This window comes from Candidatus Moraniibacteriota bacterium (assembly GCA_016699875.1).
Taxonomy (GTDB): Bacteria; Patescibacteriota; Minisyncoccia; order Moranbacterales; family UBA1568.
The window spans coordinates 493,026-514,121 of the sequence record CP064989.1 but is presented as its reverse complement, the minus strand read 5'-3'; the positions used below and the strand labels follow the sequence as shown (position 1 = coordinate 514,121).

19 protein-coding genes and 2 tRNA genes are annotated in these 21,096 nt (G+C 49.3%); 17 read left to right on the top strand and 4 right to left on the bottom strand.

All coding sequences use genetic code 11. The features are described from left to right. Positions 1-3 precede the first annotated feature (3 nt). Together IPK84_02545 and IPK84_02540 are read right to left on the bottom strand one after the other, a co-directional pair. Entirely contained in the window at positions 4-1,152 is a 1,149-nt protein-coding gene (locus IPK84_02545; GenBank protein QQS16204.1) for a hypothetical protein, read from the bottom strand. Positions 1,153-1,167: 15 nt separating this feature from the next. Further along, positions 1,168-1,935 (bottom strand): hypothetical protein, encoded by a 768-nt coding sequence (locus IPK84_02540; protein ID QQS16203.1) that lies wholly within the window; start codon positions 1,933-1,935, stop codon positions 1,168-1,170. A 402-nt stretch (positions 1,936-2,337) separates the two neighbouring features. Between IPK84_02540 and nusA the strand changes: the two genes are divergently transcribed. From nusA to IPK84_02515, 5 genes are all read left to right on the top strand, one after another. Beyond that, the gene (nusA, locus tag IPK84_02535; GenBank protein QQS16254.1) at positions 2,338-3,735 is read left to right on the top strand and encodes a transcription termination/antitermination protein NusA; all 1,398 of its coding nucleotides are present in this window, start codon (positions 2,338-2,340) and stop codon (positions 3,733-3,735) included. A gap of 84 nt (positions 3,736-3,819) precedes the next feature. Beyond that, positions 3,820-4,362, top strand: coding sequence for an inorganic diphosphatase (locus IPK84_02530; GenBank protein QQS16202.1), 543 nt, complete (start codon positions 3,820-3,822; stop codon positions 4,360-4,362). Between the two features lie 239 nt (positions 4,363-4,601). Further along, positions 4,602-4,811, top strand: a complete 210-nt coding sequence (locus IPK84_02525) for a hypothetical protein (protein ID QQS16201.1) — start codon at positions 4,602-4,604, stop codon at positions 4,809-4,811. Positions 4,812-4,948: 137 nt separating this feature from the next. Then, entirely contained in the window at positions 4,949-6,241 is a 1,293-nt protein-coding gene (tig, locus tag IPK84_02520) for a trigger factor (GenBank protein QQS16200.1), read from the top strand. Positions 6,242-6,447: 206 nt separating this feature from the next. Next, positions 6,448-7,041, top strand: a complete 594-nt coding sequence (locus tag IPK84_02515) for an ATP-dependent Clp protease proteolytic subunit (protein QQS16199.1) — start codon at positions 6,448-6,450, stop codon at positions 7,039-7,041. A gap of 553 nt (positions 7,042-7,594) precedes the next feature. On the opposite strand, the gene IPK84_02510 is transcribed toward IPK84_02515, so the two are convergent. After that, the gene (locus IPK84_02510; GenBank protein ID QQS16198.1) at positions 7,595-9,166 is read right to left on the bottom strand and encodes a 2,3-bisphosphoglycerate-independent phosphoglycerate mutase; all 1,572 of its coding nucleotides are present in this window, start codon (positions 9,164-9,166) and stop codon (positions 7,595-7,597) included. Between the two features lie 340 nt (positions 9,167-9,506). Between IPK84_02510 and rny the strand changes: the two genes are divergently transcribed. The 11 genes from rny to IPK84_02455 all read left to right on the top strand — a co-directional run bounded on the left by rny (position 9,507) and on the right by IPK84_02455 (position 18,509). Further along, on the top strand, positions 9,507-11,039 hold the full coding sequence (gene rny / locus IPK84_02505; GenBank protein QQS16197.1) for a ribonuclease Y: 1,533 nt from the start codon (positions 9,507-9,509) through the stop codon (positions 11,037-11,039). A gap of 269 nt (positions 11,040-11,308) precedes the next feature. Then, positions 11,309-11,581 carry an HU family DNA-binding protein gene (locus IPK84_02500; protein QQS16253.1) on the top strand — a complete coding sequence of 91 codons (273 nt, stop codon included), beginning with the start codon at positions 11,309-11,311 and terminating at the stop codon, positions 11,579-11,581. Between the two features lie 101 nt (positions 11,582-11,682). Further along, a tRNA-Pro gene (locus tag IPK84_02495) sits at positions 11,683-11,753 on the top strand. A gap of 35 nt (positions 11,754-11,788) precedes the next feature. Next, positions 11,789-12,505 carry an FAD-dependent oxidoreductase gene (locus IPK84_02490; protein QQS16196.1) on the top strand — a complete coding sequence of 239 codons (717 nt, stop codon included), beginning with the start codon at positions 11,789-11,791 and terminating at the stop codon, positions 12,503-12,505. 141 nt (positions 12,506-12,646) lie between these two features. After that, positions 12,647-12,720 (top strand) — tRNA-Gly (locus tag IPK84_02485). 73 nt (positions 12,721-12,793) lie between these two features. Then, positions 12,794-13,372, top strand: a complete 579-nt coding sequence (locus tag IPK84_02480; protein ID QQS16195.1) for a glucosaminidase domain-containing protein — start codon at positions 12,794-12,796, stop codon at positions 13,370-13,372. A gap of 95 nt (positions 13,373-13,467) precedes the next feature. After that, positions 13,468-15,174, top strand: coding sequence for a hypothetical protein (locus IPK84_02475; protein ID QQS16194.1), 1,707 nt, complete (start codon positions 13,468-13,470; stop codon positions 15,172-15,174). Between the two features lie 263 nt (positions 15,175-15,437). Beyond that, complete coding sequence (locus tag IPK84_02470) at positions 15,438-16,331, top strand: hypothetical protein (GenBank protein ID QQS16193.1); 894 nt, start codon at positions 15,438-15,440, stop codon at positions 16,329-16,331. 214 nt (positions 16,332-16,545) lie between these two features. After that, positions 16,546-17,043 carry an IS30 family transposase gene (locus IPK84_02465; protein QQS16192.1) on the top strand — a complete coding sequence of 166 codons (498 nt, stop codon included), beginning with the start codon at positions 16,546-16,548 and terminating at the stop codon, positions 17,041-17,043. A 162-nt stretch (positions 17,044-17,205) separates the two neighbouring features. Next, positions 17,206-17,934 (top strand): class I SAM-dependent methyltransferase, encoded by a 729-nt coding sequence (locus IPK84_02460; GenBank protein QQS16191.1) that lies wholly within the window; start codon positions 17,206-17,208, stop codon positions 17,932-17,934. Further along, the gene (locus IPK84_02455) at positions 17,931-18,509 is read left to right on the top strand and encodes a hypothetical protein (GenBank protein ID QQS16190.1); all 579 of its coding nucleotides are present in this window, start codon (positions 17,931-17,933) and stop codon (positions 18,507-18,509) included. Before IPK84_02460 ends, IPK84_02455 begins: the two co-directional genes overlap by 4 nt. Positions 18,510-18,692: 183 nt before the next feature. On the opposite strand, the gene IPK84_02450 is transcribed toward IPK84_02455, so the two are convergent. Then, a complete protein-coding gene (locus IPK84_02450) occupies positions 18,693-18,872 on the bottom strand; it encodes a hypothetical protein (GenBank protein ID QQS16189.1) in 180 nt (59 codons plus the stop codon). A 186-nt stretch (positions 18,873-19,058) separates the two neighbouring features. Between IPK84_02450 and IPK84_02445 the strand changes: the two genes are divergently transcribed. Next, positions 19,059-21,062 (top strand): transglycosylase domain-containing protein, encoded by a 2,004-nt coding sequence (locus tag IPK84_02445; GenBank protein ID QQS16188.1) that lies wholly within the window; start codon positions 19,059-19,061, stop codon positions 21,060-21,062. Positions 21,063-21,096 lie beyond the last annotated feature (34 nt).

The following is a 21,096-nucleotide window of genomic DNA, read 5'->3' as shown; positions in this document are numbered from 1 at the left end:
TGTTTATACGTCCTTTGGCGTAAAATACAGCGTAGCTTTGAGCAATCTGTCTATTTTGCACCTCGATGGGTTCTCTCCTGGGAAATCCAGGTATACAGAGAGTGGTGCACTCTCATCTTCGATGTAGATCAGATCTTGGTGTCTTGATGCTTGACCACTTCCTGATCCTATAACGATGTTTCCTCGATCAAGGTTTACATCGGCGCCGTGCATAGCTCTGGTTTCATCATTCTTCACGGCTATTCCGTGCAGTTTTCGACCATTTCCACATGTGCCCCAATAGGTCAGCTGGTCTGGATGTACAGTGAGAACGAAGTATCCGCGACCCGCCGCTTTCACTGACACAGTTTCGACACGAGAGAATTCAACGTTTCTCGATGTTGCCTTGTTGAGGAATCCCTGCACTTCCCTCGCGCCATGCTTCACGGAATCCCAGTCACGGTAGGCGTAGATTAGTGCCGCTCCTACAGCGAGGATGAGTGCAAGGATGAAGATCCATCCTGGAATGGCTGTGATGTGCGCCCCTTTGATTTTCCAGAGAAAGATGATTGCTCCGATGGTGATGAGGATTCCGAGCCAGTGATCTTTCGCAAATTCGAGGAATTTCCACCATCTTTCCACCTTGCTTGCTTCCGGATAGGCTATGCCGAGAAATACGCTTATCAGGATGATTGCAATGACGAATCCAATGAGGCTTCGAACCAATGTGGGATACCATACGACCTCTCGCTCTATGTAGGTGAGAGCTACGAGGGCAAGTATCATCAGCGCGGTATCGAACTCAAGTGCTAGCGATGCATCTCCGTTCCAGGGAATCTCAGCTATGAGGAAGAGTGCCAGGCTTGTTCCGAGGGCAACGTGCGTAATGGATTTCCATGCCCAGAGAGAAAAGTCGCCGACACTTCTTGCTGTCTGAGCGATAGGAAGAAGTCCGAAGGCAATACCTGCTCCGGCGCTGGCGAGCCATATTTTGAGCCTGGCGGCTTGTGCAATCGTGATGAATGCCGAAATGATTGCAAGTATCGGTATGAGGGTCTGCATCTTCATGTAGACAAAGAAGATGGCTATGATATGAGCTGTTATTAGGAATGCAAGAAACAGCCATACGAGCCGCTTCACTCGTTCCGATGCGATTTCCAGTTGATCCCACATGATACGGTCTCCTCTTTACTTAGTGCCAGTGGCGATAGAAACAATCAGAATGATAACCGCAATGAAGGCTCCAATACCGATCCATCGCAGTGTCTCGGTAGTTTTTCCTCGTTCCTCCTGGAGAGCCATCTTTGTCTGTGCGTTCCCGCGGAGATGCTGATTCAATTCTGCGAGACTGGATGGCGAGAGATGTGTGGCAATCCACAAGAAGGGTGCTTCATCGGGAATCATGTTTCCGGTTCGGAGATGTTCTTTCGCCTCCGCGGTTCCATACATGATGACGATTCCCGCGAGCCATTTGAGGTATAATAGCCCTTTGCTTTCTTGCCGGGTCGTTTTCTTTCCGACTCGTTTCTTGCCTGTCTGCGGATCGTCAGAGACGTTTTCCTCTGTGCTTACAGTAGAGACTTCCATATTGGTGATCTTTTTGCGAAGACCATCCCATAGGTGATCTCTGACTGCCTTTGCAACCAGTCCATTTGAAATGTCTGGCGCTAACCCTGCGAGAAGACTCTCCTTGAGTCTAATAAGAGCCCTTTGTTCCTGTATGCCCAATGCTTGCCATAGTTCCCCATATCTTTCCTCATCCTTTGTTGAAAGGAATCCGAAGGCGACACGGTCTCTTTTCTGCGTTTCGGTTCCGCTTGATCCATCTCCAGAACTATTGGTGCTCCCCTTTGGTGACCCGTGAACTCTCATGCCGAGAGCTCGCCATGTGAGAGTGTCCAGTCCAAGACTGAGAAGCTCTGCGATATTGATGCCGAATAGTGTTCTTTCAGCCATCTGACACCACCTTTTTCTTGAGTTGTTAAAGAGTTTCACCACTTATTCATTTCACAGCACCCTCTTTCTAGAAGAAAGGCTGAATATGTTGTGGCCTTCAAATGTAGCATATCTATTGCAAAATGTCAATGTTATTTGGCGGCTTTTCTTGGAGGAATAGGAGGCTTTCTTATGGGTGTTTCTGGGGGCTGCTTGGAGTGTGGCAGCGCTCGGTGCAATTTGACATGGCTTCGAATTGGTGCTATATTTTAAGGGTAAGTTTTTGGGTGAAGTGGGACGGGTTCGCGTGAGCGAGCCTTTTTTGATGAAGAAGATAGTAAAGATAGTAGAAATAGGATTTTGAATGTTAGCTTTTTGTCAGAATAATTGTGTATTCACAACGATATGGCACGGAAGAAGAAAATGCTGGATGTTGATATCGAGCAGGAAGAAGATGTTGAAGAAAAGATTCCCGGGCAGTCGGGGTCTATTCGGCTTGGGGAATTTGGGAGTGCGGTTTTGCAGCTTGCCGAGGAGAAGGGCATTTCCGAAGAAAAAGTGATCGAGGTAGTGGAAGCGGCCTTGGCTGCGGCGTATAAGAAAGACTATGGCAAGCGTGGGCAGGTGATTCGTGCGGAGTTCGACAAAGTGACGAAATCGGCGAAATATTTCCTTGAGAAGGAAGTGGTTGATGAGACGATGCGGGAGTTTGTCGAGGATGAACCGGAGGAGGTAGAAATAGTTCCGGAGAAAAAGGGCAAGAAATCATCAGCCGTTGAGATAACCGAGTCGATTCCCGGTGATGAAGACGAGAACCGCTTGCCGCGATTCAATGCGGAGCGGGATATGACGCTTGATGAAGCGCGTGCGATAAAGCCGGATGCGGCGCTTGGCGAGACGATCGATATTCCGCTCGAGGAGCAACAGGAATTTGGCCGGGTGGCGGCGCAGACAGCGAAGCAGGTGATCATACAGCGCATACGCGAGGCGGAGCGCGAGAGTATGTTTGCTGAGTACAAGAGCAAAGAAGGAACGATTGTGAATGGAACAATCCAGCGTATCGATGGTCGGATTGTGTTTGTCGATCTCGGGAAATCAGTGGGGGCACTCTTTCCGTCGGAGCAAATGGAAGGCGAGAACTACCGTATCGGGCAGCGTATCAAAGTGTATATTCTCCGTGTCGAGGCGGATGCAAAGGGACCGGGCATTACGCTCTCTCGTGCACATGCGGAAATGGTGCGCCATCTCTTTACGCTTGAGGTGCCGGAAATATTTGCGGGGACAGTTCAGATTAAGGGCGTTGCTCGCGAGGCGGGTTCGCGTACCAAGATCGCGGTTTTCACCGCGGAAGAGGGTGTTGATCCGATCGGATCGTGCGTGGGACAGAAGGGGACGCGCGTGCAGGCTGTGATCGATGAGCTTGGCGGCGAAAAAATCGACATTATCGAGTGGAACGAGGACGTGCGCAAGTTTATCAAGGCGGCGCTCAGTCCGGCAAAAGTGACGAAAGTCGATCTTGATGAAGAGACAAAGACGGCGGTGGTGCACGTGCCGGAAGATCAGCTCTCGCTTGCTATCGGTCGCAAGGGACAGAACGTGCGATTGGCGTCGAAGCTTACCGGACTTCGCATTGATATCGCCGGAAGCGGTACGAAGAAAAGTGGTGATGGCGATGTTGAAGCCGAAGGCGCAGTCGAAAGTGATGTGGCATCGGAAGATGACTCGATCAAGGAGTCTCCAGCGGAAGTGTCTGAAGAAATTACCGAGCCTGTCGAGGAGGTGTCGGAGCCGATTATTGGAGATGAGGAGGAGAAGAAATAGTGCTGTCTCGATTGGGGCGGAGGAATCTCTCTGGTGTTTGCAGAAGCTCTTGTATCGTGCAAATGTATCATTAAAACGAATCTTATGAACTTGTGGCAAGATATCTCATATGGGGAGAAGGCGCCGGAAACGGTGAATGTTATTGTAGAGTGCCCGAAGGGATCGAAGAATAAGTACGAAATCGACAAGAAAACGGGTCTGATCAAGCTCGACCGGGCCATGAAGACTTCACAGGACTACCCATTTGATTATGGCTTCGTGCCACAGACGCTCTGGGAAGACGGCGATGCGCTGGATGTGGTATTGCTCTCAACGTATCCTTTGGCGCCGGGCATCTTGGTGGATGCGCGGGTTGTCGGCGTGATGCATATGGTGGATTGCGGCGAGAGCGATGACAAAATCCTTGCGGTGCCCGCAAAGGATCCGCGCTGGGATATGGTGAAAACCTTGAAGGATGTGAATCCGCATACGCTCAAGGAGATACGGCACTTTTTTGAAACCTATAAGTCTATCGAGGATGGAAAGACGGTGGTTATCAAAGGCTTCGAAGGAAAGAAGGAAGCGCTGGTCGCTGTGAAGAAAGGCATCAAGATGTATGAGGAGAAGTTTGGGAAGAATGGAAAGTAAGTGATAGACAATCGGAAGCGAGGAATTTGGAAACTGGAAATTGAATTAGTCACGACGCTGTTTTATAGGCGGTTGCTGTGTGGTTTACGGTTGGTAAGTATGCTCAAAAACAGGCTGATGAGGCCTGTTTTTCTGTGACTATTGACAGAAATGTGTTTTTGGTCTATTATTCTCACAGTTGTTTTTATGTATCGTCTGTGTAAATCTGATTGTCTATCTTTCTTCTTTGGAGACTTCTCATGGCTATAACCCCCAACGGGCATGGCAACAAGCTTGGCTTTGGCCGCAGAGAACATCAAGCTCTTTTGGAGCAGATTGATGAAGGGATGAATCCTTGCCTTTGGTATATTTGGACCAACATGCTTTTTCAAGATGTATACCTGGAGAGATGGGAATGGGAGTGGACGCGAGATGAAATTACTGGTGAGTATCGTATGGTATATTATTAAACTCGATATACTGACTGGAGGTTGCAGTATATAATACCGATTCAGGGATGAATCGGTATTTCTTTTTGAGGTATTGGCAAAGTTAAAAATATATGGGATGATGTGTCGTTGGCAGTTTTTTGTAATGAATCAAATATATGCAGGTTGATATCAAGAAACTCCCGAAGTCGGAGGTGGAAATATCGGTGTCGCTCGGGTGGGATGAGTGGAAGTCGGCGTTTGATCATGCGTCTGCGGAGGTGGCAAAGAGTGTGAAGATCCCCGGGTTTCGTGCGGGGAAGGCGCCGAGAAACATGATCGAGCAAAGAGTGGGAAAGGGAGCGATCCTTGCGGAGGCGGCGGAACACGCGCTGCATGAGTCATATGAGCAGGTGTTGCAGTTGCACCATATCGATGCGATCGGACGGCCGAAAGCGGAGATTAAAAAGAGCGAGGAGAATGGCGCATTTGAATATGTCATCACGACGGCGGTGATGCCGGAGCTTTCACTTTCGGGCTGGGAGAAAGGAGTGAAAAAGGCAAATGCCGAGGCGGAGAAGAAAGATCTGTCTGTGGATGAGAAGGATATCGACAAGGAGTTGCGGGCGGTCGCTGAGAGTCGAGCGAAATTCGTGACAGTGAATCGCGAAGCTCGATCGGGTGACGGTGTTGAGATTGATTTCCGCGTTTTGCAAGACGGCGTGCCGATAGAGAATGGGGTGTCGCGCGGGCATCATATGATTCTCGGAAAGGGGACGTTTATTCCCGGGTTTGAAGAAGCGATCGTTGGTATGAAAGCCGGCGAAGAGAAAGTGTTTGACCTTACATTCCCATCGGAGTATCATGCGGCGCATTTGGCGGGAAAGCCGGCGCGTTTCGAGGTGACGATGAAGGTGGTTGAAGAGCGGGAAATTCCTGCGATTGACGATGAATTTGCATCGTCTCTCGGGAAATTCGAGAACCTCGAAGCTCTCAAAAAGAATATTCGAGAAGGAATGTTTGAAGAAAAGAAGTCTGCGTTGCGGGAGGAGCGTCGCGGCAATATTATCGAGGCACTCGTTGAAGCATCGAAGGCGGAAATTCCGGATGTGCTGCTTGCGGAAGAGCGTGGGAAAATGCTCGCCGAATTCGAATTGCAGCTCTCGCACATGAATACGAGTCTGGATGATTTTTTAGCGAAGTCGAAGAAGACGCGCGAGGAGTTGGAGAAGGATTGGACACCGCAGGCGAATCGCCGGGCGCTCTCGGCGCTTGCGCTTGAGAAGATCGCGGCTGATCGAGAGTTGGAGCCGTCTGCTGTGGAGATTGAGGAAGAAATGAACCGCGTGCTTCAGTATTACCGTTCTATGAAACAGGTTGAGAAAGATGTCGATCTTGAGCGGCTGCATGCCTACTCAAAAGGACGATTGAGAAATGAAAAGGTGCTGGAATTTTTGGAGGGGTTGAAATAGTTGAGATAAGTGATGGCCATGTACTCTTCGTAGTACGTTCAAGAAATGCTCCAGGGCTTGGTGGATGAGCCTCTGTGTTTTGGAAAGAAATAACCATGCAAAGAAGTTTTCGTTCCATGTGCTTTTGAGTGTGCTCGCCCCTTCGTTTATTTCTTTCTCTTTGCCGCAAAGAGCAAATACCTTTCAATTTTTTGGTACCATCTTCTATGAACGCTGAATATTTTATTCCGACTGTGATAGAGAAGACGCACTCTGGCGAACGGGCGTATGATATCTATTCGCGCCTCTTGAAAGACCGGATTGTATTTGTGGGGACGCGAATCGAGGATGGGATGGCAAATGCTCTTATTGCACAGCTCTTGTTTCTTGAGTCGGAAAATTCGAAAGAGGACATCAAGATGTATATCAACTCGCCAGGAGGATCGGTGACGTCGGCTTTGGCAATCTACGATACTATGCAGTACGTGAAGCCGGATGTGCAGACAATCTGCGTCGGCATGGCGGCGAGTGCTGCAGCGATACTCCTCGCATCGGGTGCTTCCGGCAAGCGTATGGCGCTTCCCAATGCCGAAGTAATGATTCACCAGGTGCTTGGTGGCGCTGAGGGGCAGGCGACGGATATTGATATTCATGCGCGGCATATTCTGGCGACGCGCGATCGGTTGAATACTATTCTCTCGAAACATACCAAACAGAAGGTATCGAAAATCGCGCTCGATACCGAACGCGACCATTTCATGAGCGCCCGCGAAGCGCTTTCTTATGGTATCGTGGATAAGGTGCTTGACAAGAAGTTGTGAGTAGTTAAGGATAAGAGATCTTATCCGGAGTGATAGGATGTACTGACATAGGAGTTCTTTTGTAATTTTTCGGTTTGTTCTGTAACTCCTTGGAGGGGTGTTCAATGAAACTTCGAGTATTCAAGACGGAGGATTGTAGCTCTTCTGGTTGGCGGTCTTTTGGCTATCGAGTAGAACGTGCATCGAGAGGGCTGGATTCCGGACGTCCATTTGTTGCTTATTCTAATCTTCGGCTGGCAGCAAATCATATCAAGCATTTTTGGCTTGAGAAGGGAAAGAAGAAGAGAAGGCAATCTGTGGAAATAGACTTCTTGCTCCCATGCTCCATAGAATGTCCGGGTAGCGACTATGGCATGCCTCGGAGACATATTCCTCTCACGATGAGGGAGCAGGAAGTGCTTTGGAGTCTTCTCAGGGAGTTTTGAATAGGGAAGGATACTGAGCTTGTACGAAGGGGCATGTTGCAATACGCCCCTTCTTCTTTTTTAAATAAGAACAGCAAAAAATACAGCAAGCTGCAGGATGCGGCTTGCTGCTTTTTATATATTAGACGTCATTTCTTCTCGAAGAGGTGGAGGAGGCTTTGGCTGTGGATTTCTTCGGGTTTTTCGATGTCCATGAGCTCGAGAATGGTGGGGGCGACATCGGAGAGGAGTCCTTCGATTTGCGTTTCTTCCCGTACCATCTCCTCGGCGCTTTTTTCTCGGTGGTTGTTGGCAGTGACAAACCAGAGCGGAACCGGATTCTTGGAATGTTCCGTGTCTTTCTCTCCGGTTTTGAGATTTCGGACTTCTTCGACATTGCCGTGGTCGGCAGTAATAAGGAGTGCCCCGCCTGCTTGGAGTACGGCGGGAATGAGGAGTGAGAGGCATTTATCAGTCGATTCAACCGCTTCGATCGAGGCCTGCTCATTTCCGGTGTGTCCTACCATGTCCGGACTCGCGTAGTTGAGAAGAATGAAGTCGTATTTTCCCGACTGTACGGCTTCCATGGTCTTGTTGGTTGTTTCGGCGGAACTCATTTCGGGGACTTCGTCGAAATGAGCGACTGAGGGAGAAGGCACCAGCATTCGCTCTTCTCCCGGCCAGGCTTTTTCGACGCCGCCATTAAAAAAATAGGTGACATGGGCGTACTTTTCAGTTTCCGCAATGCGAAGCTGTGCTTTTCCATGCTTACTCAGCACTTCTCCGAGCGTATTGGTGACTTTTTCCGGAGCGAATGCAACGTGAACGGGGAGATTTCGTTCGTATTCGGTCATGGTGACGAAGTCGACCTCGAGTTTTTTTGGGCGTGGAAATCCATCGAAGTCGGGCACTGAAAATGCTTTGGTCATCTCTCGGGCACGGTCTTCTCGGTAGTTGAAGAAAATAATTGAGTCTCCGTCATGGATAAGTCCGACAGGCGCGCCTCCTTGGGAGAGTGCGACGGGCTCGATGTATTCGTCGGTGACGCCTTTTTGATACGACGCCTCCATATAGGCAAGAAGATCTTCTGTAGCAGGAGTGCCTTCGGTAAAGACTTGATAGGCTTTTTCTATGCGGTTCCAGTTGTTGTTGCGGTCCATGCCCCAGTTTCGGCCGCCAATACTTGCCAGTGTGCCGACGCCCAGCATCTCAGTTCGGGACATGACTTCTTTGAGCGTACGTATGCCGGATGTCGGCGGGGAGTCGCGTCCGTCAGTAAAAGCGTGGACGAATACCTTCTTGAGTTCGTTCTGTGCCGCCATTTGAAGGAGCATGTAGAGATGATCTTTGTTGGAATGGACGGATCCTTCGCCGACCAGTCCCATGATGTGGAGTGCGCCACCGTTTTCTTTGACGCGAAGCATGGCATTGGCGAAGGCTTCATTCTTGAAGAACGATCCGTCTTGTACGGCGAGCGATATCCGAGGGAGGTTTTGGTAGATGACGCGTCCCGAGCCGATAGTCATGTGTCCGACCTCGCTGTTTCCCGGAGTATTCCAGGGGAGCCCAACGGCGATGCCAGACGCCTGGAGTGCAGTCATGGGGTAATATTTATTGAGCTTGTCGATGGTGGGGAGTGTGGCTTCGCGAATCGGGTTTCCTTGAGTGCTACTGCTCAAGCCCCATCCGTCGAGAACGATGAGTACGATTGGTCGGTACATAGACGCGTCGTAAAAGAGGAAGTTTCCAGCCGGAGCTTTCCGAAAAATTGCCAAAGCGCTTGAAAATGGCTCATGTAATATGACAGCTTTTCTCATCCTATCATTCCGGTGTCTCTTTGACAAAATGAATGCCCCGGTTTATGATGAAGCGCAGCTTGTATTTAACTCAATTAGTTCTCCGCTTTCAACAAGGGTTCCTGTCTATGATACTTTTTGATTTTCTTTGTTTTCCTTTTCAGTGTTTTTAGGAGAAAGTCTTGCATAAGACAGCATTTTTCTGTCTTGCGCTTTCCATCGGTATTCTAGTCTTTCTATCTTGTTGCTGGCGGACAGTAATACTATGTCCTCCGATCTTACGTTGGTACTTTTAACCATGCTGACGCTTTCCGCGGGCTCTGTCTTGGGTTATTTCGCGCGGCAGAGCATTGCTAAGCGACAGCTCTCGACCGCTGAAGGAAAGGCTGAACAAATGACGTCTGATGCCGCAAAGCGGGCGGAAAATATTGTGCTTGAGGCAAAGAAGAAGTCGGTGCAGATTCTTGAGGAAACGAAGCAGAAAGAAAAAGATCGGGAGGATCAGATACTCCGGTTGGAACGTCGTATTGAGTCGAGAGAAGAGGCCTTGGATAAGAGGAATTCCGAGCTGGAACGTTCTCAGAAGGCTGTGGAGAAGCGGGCGGAGGAGGTCCAGGCGATTCGTGCGGAGGCGGAGAAAACTCGCGAAGAGGAAATGCTTCGTCTGCAAAAAATAGCGGGACTCAGCAAAGAAGATGCGAAAAATATCCTCTTTCAGCTCATGGAGGAGGAGAATCAAGATGTGATTGTGAAGCGGATGGCGAAGCTTCAGAAAGAGGGCGAAGAGGAGATGGAGCGGAAGGCTATGTCCGTTATGGCGCAGGTCATTCAGCGGTATTCCCGTTCGCATGTATCGGAATTTACCACGACAACCGTGCAGCTTCCTTCAGATGATGTGAAGGGGAAAATCATTGGGAAGGAAGGGCGGAATATCAGGACGTTGGAAAAGCTAACGGGTGTGGAGCTTATTGTTGATGATACGCCTGAAACCGTGCTGATCTCCGGTTTTGATCCGGTACGTCGTGAAACGGCGAAAATTGCTCTTGAGAAACTTATTGCTGACGGACGTATTCATCCGGCGCGTATCGAAGAGGTGGTAGAGGAAGCCAAGAAACAAGTGGACGAAAATATTCGCGAGGCGGGGGAGACGGCAGCATATGATGCCGGTGTTCCCGGGCTTCATCCGAAGCTCCTCTATATTCTCGGACGGCTTCGTTTTCGCTATAGCTACAAGCAGAATGTTCTGACGCATTCGCTTGAGGTATCTGCGATTTCTGGCGCATTGGCGTCGGAGCTTGGTGGCAATGTAGCCGTGGCAAAGAAAGCGGGTCTTCTTCATGATATCGGTAAAGCGGTCGATCATGAGATTGAAGGAACGCATGTGAAGATCGGTATTCGCATCTTGGAAAAATTCGGCGTTGCAAAGGAAGTGGCTGAAGCAATGCGTTGTCATCATGATGAATTTCCGCACTCATCTCTCGAGTCATACATAGTAACGGCGGCCGATGCGATTTCCGCAGCTCGTCCCGGTGCGCGCAAAGAGACGGCGGAGAAATATATCAAACGACTGGAAGAACTCGAAGCGCTTATCAATACTTTTGACGAGGTGGAGCGTTCATATGCGCTTTCGGCCGGGCGAGAGGTGCGCATCTTTGTGAGTCCTGAGAAGACGAATGATCTTGGTGCTATGAAACTGGCAAAAGATATTTCCAAGCGCATTGAAGAGGAGCTGAAATATCCGGGGGAAATCCGCGTTATCGTGTTTCGTGAAATGCGTGCGGTAGAATATGCGCGGTAGCACAATGCTCTTGCCGAACGGGTTTCTTTGTCTGAACTTCGGTACTTGACGATGTGCGACTCTCTGCGGTTTACTGTTGCTCCTAATATTTCTGAACGATGTTTGAAGATGTATCTTGAACAGATAAAAAATTTCGCGCATTTGCTTTCTTTTTTGGGAAGGGCTAGAATGATGGGGCATAAAACGAAACCCTGAGCGAAAAGAGAACGAAAGAACTTTTTTCGTTTGCGGACAATCTAGAAAGGCAGGTGGAGACTATGGCGAAGAATATTAACAAAGATATGCTGACGCATGCGATTGTCGAGAAGACGGATCTTTCAAAAAGAGATGTGAGCGCGGTGATCGAGGCGTTTGTGGATGTGGTAACAGCGGAATTGCGTGCTGGAAACAAGGTGACGGTTACGGGCTTCGGAACATTCCGCGTTTCAAAGCGCGCCGCTCGCGTGGGTATTAACCCGCAAACCAAAGCGAAGATCAATATCCCGGCAATGACGGTTCCCAAATTTACCGCTGGAAAGACTCTGAAGGATGCTGTGAAGTAGACAAAACAAAAGATAGAAGCATACAGTCCCCCTTCCGGGGGATTTGTGCTTTTTCGGACTCGCTGGTACTCTGGAAAAGTCGGAGAGGTGATAGGAAGGTTCGGGCCGTCGTATACCGGTAGTACGCGTGCTTTGGGAGCATGTAGACTGGGTTCGATTCCCAGCGGCCCGACAGAGAAAAGATGTGTTACTTGTTGGTTCGGAAATATGCAAACATTTTCAACAAAGGTGCTCGAAATTTCGGAAATTGCAGAGAAAACGCTTGCGATAAAGCTTGAGAAGCCGGCAGGGTTTTCGTTTGAAGCGGGGCAATACAGCGTGCTTTCGGTTCCAAAACTGGCAGCGGAGGATTCGCGGGGTGCGAATCGCTGTATGTCAATTGCGTCGGCACCCTATGAAGATCATCTCCTCTTTGCTATGCGGGTATCTGAGAGTGGATACAAGCAAACAATCGCTCAGCTTGTCCCGGGTGACGAAATGCTGGTCGGCGCCCCGATTGGGCATTTCACACTTCTTCCTGGTGATTCGCGGCCGATTGCTTTTCTTGTTGGCGGTATCGGTATTACGCCGGCACGCAGTATTTTGCGGCAGGCGAACCACGATGGCGATTCGCGTGAATTTTTCCTTTTTTATTCGAATTATCGCCCTGAGGATACCCCATTTCTTGATGAATTGAAAACGTTTCCGAATATTCAGTATCACCCCGTATTCACCATGACGGAGACGGATCGGTCGGTTTGTGTGTGGGATGCCGATCGTGGATTCATTTGCGATGATATGCTCAAAAAATATCTTCCGGAGGTAAGCGCCCCGATCTATTACCTGGTAGGTACGCCGAGCTTTACGAAGGCGATGGAGACGCTACTTGCCGGGTATGGTATCGAGAAGAAGGACACCAAACAGGATCCGTTTGTCGGTCTGTAGTTCTGCGGAAGGTCTTTACAATACGGTTTGTCAGACGATATACTGTCGGCACAGTTCGGATGAGGAATTGACAGGTAAGAGATATGGGGAGGTACTTGTCTCTGTTTGGGATGGAATGTCGGGCTTTGATTGGTTAAATATGCGAGAGTAGTACAGTGGTAGTACGCTAGCCTTCCAAGCTAGATATGCGGGTTCGATTCCCGTCTCTCGCTCCATGTTTTCGCGGAGTTCTTTTTGTGGTGAAGCCCTCCGTTCTGCAGAGGCGGCGTTATTTTTTGTAGACCTCGTGTGCCAAAAATAAAACCTCGCTTCTCGATGACATTTTTCCGACACTCTGATCAAGGGCATATTTTTTTGGCAGTGATTCTTTTCTTGTCGCTCGGCGTGGCGGTGTTTCTGGTGTCATTTGGCAAGCAGGTTTCCGACGAGGTTGCCAGCATGCGTTTTCCGAAAAGTTTCTTTGAACTCAAACTACGGGCTTTGGTTTTCGGATATCCGATGCGGAGGATGGTTCCGTCTCTCCTGGAACAGGATCGCAAGGTTGCCGTTTTCCTCGTTGCTATTGCAAAAAAAGAGAGTAATTGGGGAGTGAATGCGCCATGGAAGGACGGACGAGACTGCTTTAATTATTGGGGATATCGCGGACCGGAGAATGCAACGGATTCCGGATATAGCTGTTTCTCATCGCCACAGGAAGCGGTTTCCGTGGTGGGCTTGAGGCTGCGGACACTCATTGCGGATCAAGGACTTGATACGCCTCGGGAGTTGATTGTGTGGAAGCGAGGGTTTCTGAGTTCGCCGCTTGATGCGTCTGAGGAAAAGTGGGTTTCTGATGTTTCGTACTATGCTGGGAAGTTCTCGAGGTAGCGCATGGATTGTTTCTGTGCTCTCGAGGTGCGTGCTTCTCTGCAAAGAAATCTTTCCACCGGAAGGATTTTTTTGGTATAGTGGAGGCATATTCTATGGATCAAATACCTCGTTTTTCCGAAGAGAATCGGAAGCCGAAAATTCGTGAAATCGATACGGTCGTTCGGGAAATCCACAGTTGGTGGGGACGAACGTATGTTTCTATGAAGAGAACTCGCGTGAAGACGTGGAAAGGAGCTCTTCTCTTGGCGTTTATCGCGGGTACCGTAGTGAGTCTGATTTGGATTGTCTCTCTTGATATCGAAACGGAATCGAGTGCGAGCGTGAATCGCCCTGCCGATTTGCTTGAGATTATGAAGCGCCGCGGCTGCGTAGCCGATGGGCTTCTTTCCGGATATGGCGGTGATACTCGAGCATCTGTCGATCTGATCAATCGCTCCGAGTGCCTCTACCTTCATCGCGCACTTGAATCGTGGCTCAATCCTCCCGATTTCGAGCTTGCTCGTCGGACAAAACAGCTCATCACCAAACCAGATATGGTGTATGGCATGTTCATATCCGAAGCACTCAATACGGAGGCGGAATACTACTCTTCTCTTGAGAATCGCGTGCTCAATTTTTCAGATATGTGTCAGCCGAAGAGCGAGGGATTTTGGGGAAATAATACGTGCAAAGCCTCTTTTGCGAGCAAAGAATACCGCGCCTATGTGCGTGATATTACGCAGAAGGCGATGGATATGGGAATCCGAAGTTTTCTCTTCGGACAGATAGCTTTCCAGGATGTTGATCGAAGCAATGCTTCCGGTATTCTTGAAGAGATGCATCGCTATGCTCGATCGAAGCGCATGAAGATTGCCATTGGTGCTCAGACGAATACCATCACCAGCGCTTCGTATCTCGACCTCTTCGATTATATCGAGGGCGGAGTCGGCGTCACCAAAGATGGCGATGTTGAAGAAAAGCCGTGCGCTTCCCGATACGAATCGCAGGGATGGTGCTGGGCGCTTCTCTGGAATAATCGGTACCTTCCCCATGCAAATATGGTGCTTCTCCACCTCGACTGGAGTGGTATTGCCGGAGATGATATGAGTGTGTTTGCCGCTATGAGTCGAGATGATCGAGCCAAGACTCTCGAGAAGCTTGCTGAGAAGTTCAACGATGCTACGAAGAAGACAGGATTCCTTTTCCCATTTCTTGCGACGCTGTATGACAAGAACGGCGGTTGTTATGGTGCCAAGAAAAGTTTTTATTCTCCGGACAATCGATATTCGTGCAAAGATGAGGATGTTATGAATACGCTTCTGCGGGCGGTTCCTTTCGAGGGTATTGATATGAAGAATGCTGTATCAATTCAAGACTCGGTACAAATGAAAGGTATTTCCATTTCGGAAAATGGCAAGAAAGAGGAGGAAGATGACGCCAAGTTTGATGATCAAGATGTGCCTGATACGATGATTGCTGGGCAGAAATATTCCGTGTCAGTAACTATGAAAAATACGGGTACAACCACATGGTCAGACGATCTTGGTTATCGGCTTGGTTCGCAAAATCCACAGGACAATGCGATGTGGGGCGGGCGGGTCTTCCTCTTTTCGGGGAAGACTATCGAACCGGGGAAGAAGGTTGAATTTGGATTCACGGTGACTGCACCGGAAAAACCCGGCACCTATGATTTTCAGTGGCGCATGCTTCGTGAAGGGCAGGAATGGTTTGGTGAGGAGTCGAAGAACATTGAGGTGCGGGTAGTAGCGTCGTCAAATGAATTGCCAGTCAGTGAAACAAATGGAGAATCGGGGCAGTAATCTTGTTCCAAAATATTTTGGATTTTCAGAGGGACATTCGTCCCTCTTTATGTTTGTGAGTGCTGCTAGTGCATATTGATTTGTTTCAAGTTCTGTGATTCACTGCGTATGGTGCTCTTTTGAAGCGAGTTCTTTGAAACGATTTATCTATGAGGTAGCGCATTGGGCGTAAGACAGTTTTTATGCCTAGCGCGCTACCTCATGCAGAGGAAGTCGTTAGCCGGAACGACCCCGGCAAACTTAAAGAAAGAAGGAGGATGACGATGTCACAGACATTGATCACCAGCCGAGACTCGAAAGGTCTCCACGCAGTCGGTCTCTTCAAGGCCGCCTACGACAAGTCCGAGCTCGACGATGTGCGCGCACAGCGGCTTAACGAGCGCGGTGGCGAACTGCAGGACGGGATCGCGAAGCTCATCACTGAGCTGACCATGTCCAACCAGTACGCCGACGAGGAACTTTATTCCAGCTACACGTACCCGGAGGCATACAAAGGACCCGAGCTGATCGCGGATCAGATTAATGTAATCGCCAAGATCTTCGATCTCGATCCGGCGAGCGCTCTCGAGTTCGCCAATAACTTACCTGCACTCCCTGACAGTGCCGAAGGATGGTTTGCCATCCCGTCCGTTGAAGCGCTGGCCAAGAAGCATTTCCCTAAAGTGACCGATCCGGCGGAGATGTGCTGCCAGGCGGTCCAGCTCGTCCATGCCAAGATCGCGGCCTCCCGGCCGTTCTACAACTACCGCGATGGACAGATCACGCCGGCGCAGTTTCGGGTTCATGCTCGCACGGCGCACGCGCTGGCGTCTCTCACCGAAACGCAGAAGGGCGACATCCTGATCGTCGCCGCCCAGCTCGGCATGCGCCATCGCGGCAAGTCCGTTCGTCGGGCTCGCAAGGTCTTCGCAGCCAACGAGTTTGATCTCGGAAGTCTCGCGGTCTGTTCCATTGTTCTGACTCATCCCGAACGGCTTGCTCGCTGGGCAGAACTGAATATGAACTGCTCCGGTGACGAGTTCTCTCCAAATGCTAATGGTGACTTTCCCGGGTGTCCCTGTCTCGACTTTGACGGTGGTGAGGTTAGGTTTGATGCAAATGCCGTTGTTTTTCCTTGCCGTGGCTTCGGTTCGGTGTCTGGCTTCCTTGTGCAGTAGTCGACCCCGAAATCTTGAATTCTTGGGGATTTTGATCCCTTGAATTCCGCCGACAGCGGATCGAAAAATCGGGGCTATTCACAACACATCGTGGATAGCTCCTTTCTCTTTTTACATATGTTCAAAATTTCATTTTGAACTGCTGTATGCAATACAATAAAATGCTTTTCATATTTTACATCTAGGCCCGCTTCCATCCATAGAATCCAGACCGATGACCGTTGAAGCACGGAAAGAGATTGGTCACTGGGAAGATGATTCCATTGTTTCCTCCCCGACGAACCCTGTCCGCCTTCGAACTACGAACGAACGGGTTTCCGGAGTAGTACTCATTGAGAGAACGAAGAGTCGGACTATGAAAGAAGCGAATCGGATAACTCGGAAACGACTCGGCATACTGCCAAAACACGTACGAAAAACCCTCACTCGTGATCGTGGAAGCGAGAATCTCGGATACGAGGAACTTGAAAAGGAACTCGACATCCGTTGTTTCTTCGCTCACGCCTACCATTCCTGGGAACGGGGATCGAACGAAAACCTCAACGGACTTATTCGACGATTCTTCCCGAAGAAAACGGACTTTCGTATCGTCTCCGATGAGGAGATACGAAGGGTTGAGCATCTCCTCAATTCAAGACCGAGAAAACGCCTTGGCTGGAAGACTCCTTATGAGGTATTTTATGAATTAACAGGTGTTGCACTTGAAGATTGAATGTACTTAGCTGCGTATTGACTTGCCTCAAGTTCTGTGATTCACTGTGTATAGCTTGTTTAATGAGGATGTTCATTAACAATGGATTGAGAATTGCAGTGATTGTATTGAGAGCTCTCAAGAGCGGACTTTACCTCGAAATGTTTAGGAGGATATAGACAAATGGGTGAGTATGATGTTATTGCAGAGCAGTTCTCTTCTCCGAAGAGGGAGGATCAGCCTCTCTGGAATAAGATGTACGCTGTTGTTGGGCGCATGGTTGGGGGAAGCCCTTCTCTATCGGATTGTTCTGCGGTTGTTGCTGACTTTGGATGTGGTTCTGGTCGTTTTGGTAAGGAGTTGATTGATACTGGAAAGGTGAATCTTGTTGTTGGGTTTGATGGTAGTGCAGAGATGCTTCGTATTGGGGTTGAGAGAAGGATTCCTGGCCTATCTTTCGTTCAGCAGGATATTTTCGAGAAGATCCCTGAACAATGGTGTCGCGGAATTTTTCGCTTTGTGACCGCATATAATGTGATTCAATGCGCTAGTAGTGAAGATCAGCTTCGAACGTTTTTTCAGAATGTCCAGAGTCTGCTAAATGTGTCTGTTGGAAAGTTGGAGAATACGGTCCAGTTTGTGGCTGTTCTGATTCATCCGGGGCATCCAATTCCGGAGGTTCAGGCAGTATCAACGTGGATTGATTGTGCGATGGTTGATGGATCGAGAATTCATACCACGCTCTATGGGGTGGATGGTGGGGAGATATGTAGTTTCCAGAACTATTATTGGCGGAAAGAAACTTTGGAAAGGATTGCACAATCCGCTGGTCTTGGAAATCTTTGTTGGCAATGTCCCTCTGAGTTTGACGGTACTTCATTGATTATTTTCTCGGGAGGTAGGATTTCATGAAGCGAAAGACTGTCGTGGTGGTTGCGCTAATTTCCTCGTGGCTATTGCCATTGGTGTGCGTTGCTGGAGGTTGGTTTGAGCTCGACGTAGCTCGGGATCCTAAAGGGGTTTACTCGAGATCGGTTATGGGAGGTGTATCCGGATGGAGCCAATCGAATAGCGCTGTCGGGTATTATGTTTTCGGACAGGCGGTTGAGGGTGGTTACGCGCAGATATATGCCGGACCTCATTTTCGGGTAAACGCCTTTGAGTTTGGTATTGCTGCTGGCGTTGAACATGTTCCTGGGTCAGGAGATACGTGGACATTGCGTCGTGCTGGTTACGTTGCTTTGAGTAAAGAGAAGTTTTTTGCTCTTGGTATTTTCGAAGTCGGGCAATCCGGCAATAGTTGGCACAAGGTAGTGATGACGTACGCCATCAATTCCGAATGGAATTTCGGGTTGATTAATCAAGCGTTTCTTGGCACGGGCGTTCGAGCTGAGTATGCGCTTAGCGAGAATATCTCGATACAGGGTATGACATTTTCCGATGGTGGCGAAATCAATTCTGCAATAGCAATCCAATATCACTGGTAATGACCTCATCTTACTTGAGGTTTGTCTCAAAAATGTGCCTTGCTTGCAATAAAACGAGTGAGGCCTTTTTCTTACCAAATAGTCTAGCACGCATTCCAAGAGATATGTATTGTCTCAACAAAAAATCTCCTCTTTCGGGGAGATTTTTTGCAAGGGGAAAGTTCGGGGAGAGTCGGCTATATTTTATATGAGGCCGACTTGTCCGAAGAAGGTGAGAACAACCAGTGGCATGAGGGCAAGAAGAAATGCGAGTGCGATTTCTTCTCTCTCTCCGCTCTGGGACGTCGAGGGTGTTTCGCAGTTGCAACCGCCTTCATGGTTGCAAGCGGATTCCTCCGTACCTTCCTTCATCTCTTCATCCATACGACATACCTTAACGAATTAAGACGGAAGACAAAAAACGGGCGCGGTCTTTCGACCTCACCCGTTTCTATCTTCCAACAACTCTAGTATACCTCAAAAAAATACGCGTGTCAATATTTCCCTTCACAGCGTGAATCGCCTATACTGAAGTATTCAAAACGACTGTTTTCTCCGAAGTGTCTGCTTATGAATGTCTGGATACGGAAGCTTTCTTCCGCTTTTTTCTCGATTATCTGGGAGGGTACCTATATCGTGTTTCTTGTCGGAATCGGAGGAATGCTTGGGCTCTCGGCGATATATTTTTCCGATGAGACGGATGTGTCTCAATTGCTTGAGCGTCCGCTTGCGGAAACATCGGTTATTTTGGATCGTACCGGAGAGATTCCGCTCTACGAATTGCATGGAGAAGAAAATCGGACCGTCGTAGGGCATGATGATATTCCCGATGCGGTCCGATTTGCAACGGTAGCGGCAGAAGATCGGTCATTCTATAGAAACTTCGGTGTCGATCCGATTTCTATCGTTCGTGCGCTTCGTGCGAATTTTCAGGCGGGACATATCGAGCAAGGCGCTTCAACGATAACGCAGCAGCTGGCTCGCATCGCTTTTCTCTCGCGAGAGAAAACGGTTGTGCGAAAAATACGTGAGGCGATACTCGCTCTCAAAATCGAGCGGACGTTTTCGAAGGATCAGATTCTCGATTTGTATCTCAATACGGTTCCATACGGTTCGAATGCGTATGGCATCGAGCGGGCGGCGGAGTCGTTCTTCGGAAAACATGCAAAAGAATTGACGCTCGACGAAGCGGCATTTCTTGCGGCGCTTCCGCGGGCGACGACACACTATTCGCCGTACGGATCGCATCGAGATGACCTTCGTGATCGGCAGGAGTCGATACTGCGATATATGGAGTCAGACGGATTTGTGAGCGCGTATGATGCTCAGCTGGCGATTGATGCGAATACGTTTGCAAAGCTCCGTCCGATCGAGGCGTCGATTCGAGCGCCGCACTTTGTTTTTGCAGTGATCGATGCGCTTGAGAAACAGTACGGTCGAGAATTCCTCGAAACGCGAGGCTTGCGTATCCGGACGACGATCGATCTCTCTCTGCAGGATGCCGCGGAGCAATCTGTTGAAGATGGTGTTCAGAGAAATGCGAAGTACGATGCGGAAAATGCATCTTTGGTGGCGGTTGATGTGGCAACTGGGGATGTGCTGTCCATGGTGGGGAGCCGAGATTATTTTGACACGACTATTGATGGCGCAGTGAATGTCACGATGCGGCCGCGACAACCGGGATCGGCATTTAAACCGTTTGTGTATGCGAAAGCCTTCGAGGAGGGATACCAGCCAGAGACGCTGGTCTATGATGTGCCAACGAATTTCGGTCCGGATGGATCCGGACGGGACTATACGCCAAAGGATTACGATGGAAAGTACCGTGGCGCACTCTCAATGAAAGAGGCGCTTCCGCAATCACTGAATATTCCCGCTGTCCAGACGCTTGCGGTTGCGGGTGTGTCGAATGTGATCGATCTCGCGCAACGCCTTGGTATTTCAACACTCGATGATGGAAGACTCTATGGACTCGCGTTGGTTCTCGGTGGTGCAGAAGTGTTGCCTTTGGATATGGCGAGTGCGTTTGCCACGTTTGCATCGGAAGGCATTCACCGTGAGTATCGGCTTGTTCTCTCTGTGGAAAATGTGGGCGGATCCATTCATGATGAATTCCCTGTGCAGGAGAAGCGCGTCTTGAATACGGAGATTGCGAGACGTATCAATACGATCCTCTCGGATAATTCGCTTCGTGCCCCCATATTCGGTGCGAATAGTCCACTTGCTTTCCCGAAAGGAACGGTTGCGGCAAAGACGGGGACGACGCAGGATTTTCATGATGCCTGGACGGTTGGATATACGCCGTCGATCGCAGTCGCGGTGTGGGCGGGGAATAATGATAATTCGCCGCTTCGATACGGCGCAGACGGTGTTTTTGCGGCGGCGCCCATATGGCGTGATTTTCTCGATCGAGTGATGGATCGATTGCCAGCAGAATCATTTGCTTCCTATGATCCGATTCCGACAGATATTCATGCGCTTGCGGAACGATTCGGGAAAAATATATCAGATGATACGTCGATTGATATGAAAAAGACTGATATAAAAAAATCGAAAAAGAAAAAGAAGAAATAAGCATGGTTTTTTGGTTGAGTCTGATATAATACGC

Excerpts from the sequence above, each read along its gene's own strand:
- IPK84_02470 (QQS16193.1), top strand. The coding sequence starts at position 15,438 with ATGTCACAGACATTGATCACCAGCCGAGACTCGAAAGGTCTCCACGCA.
- rny (QQS16197.1), top strand. The coding sequence starts at position 9,507 with ATGTCCTCCGATCTTACGTTGGTACTTTTAACCATGCTGACGCTTTCC.
- IPK84_02515 (QQS16199.1), top strand. The coding sequence starts at position 6,448 with ATGAACGCTGAATATTTTATTCCGACTGTGATAGAGAAGACGCACTCT.
- IPK84_02525 (QQS16201.1), top strand. The coding sequence starts at position 4,602 with ATGGCTATAACCCCCAACGGGCATGGCAACAAGCTTGGCTTTGGCCGC.
- IPK84_02460 (QQS16191.1), top strand. The coding sequence starts at position 17,206 with ATGGGTGAGTATGATGTTATTGCAGAGCAGTTCTCTTCTCCGAAGAGG.
- IPK84_02445 (QQS16188.1), top strand. The coding sequence starts at position 19,059 with ATGAATGTCTGGATACGGAAGCTTTCTTCCGCTTTTTTCTCGATTATC.
- IPK84_02540 (QQS16203.1), bottom strand. The coding sequence starts at position 1,935 with ATGGCTGAAAGAACACTATTCGGCATCAATATCGCAGAGCTTCTCAGT.
- IPK84_02490 (QQS16196.1), top strand. The coding sequence starts at position 11,789 with ATGCAAACATTTTCAACAAAGGTGCTCGAAATTTCGGAAATTGCAGAG.
- nusA (QQS16254.1), top strand. The coding sequence starts at position 2,338 with ATGCTGGATGTTGATATCGAGCAGGAAGAAGATGTTGAAGAAAAGATT.
- IPK84_02545 (QQS16204.1), bottom strand. The coding sequence starts at position 1,152 with ATGTGGGATCAACTGGAAATCGCATCGGAACGAGTGAAGCGGCTCGTA.
- IPK84_02510 (QQS16198.1), bottom strand. The coding sequence starts at position 9,166 with ATGTACCGACCAATCGTACTCATCGTTCTCGACGGATGGGGCTTGAGC.
- IPK84_02450 (QQS16189.1), bottom strand. The coding sequence starts at position 18,872 with ATGGATGAAGAGATGAAGGAAGGTACGGAGGAATCCGCTTGCAACCAT.
- IPK84_02530 (QQS16202.1), top strand. The coding sequence starts at position 3,820 with ATGAACTTGTGGCAAGATATCTCATATGGGGAGAAGGCGCCGGAAACG.
- IPK84_02475 (QQS16194.1), top strand. The coding sequence starts at position 13,468 with ATGGATCAAATACCTCGTTTTTCCGAAGAGAATCGGAAGCCGAAAATT.
- tig (QQS16200.1), top strand. The coding sequence starts at position 4,949 with ATGCAGGTTGATATCAAGAAACTCCCGAAGTCGGAGGTGGAAATATCG.
- IPK84_02455 (QQS16190.1), top strand. The coding sequence starts at position 17,931 with ATGAAGCGAAAGACTGTCGTGGTGGTTGCGCTAATTTCCTCGTGGCTA.
- IPK84_02465 (QQS16192.1), top strand. The coding sequence starts at position 16,546 with ATGACCGTTGAAGCACGGAAAGAGATTGGTCACTGGGAAGATGATTCC.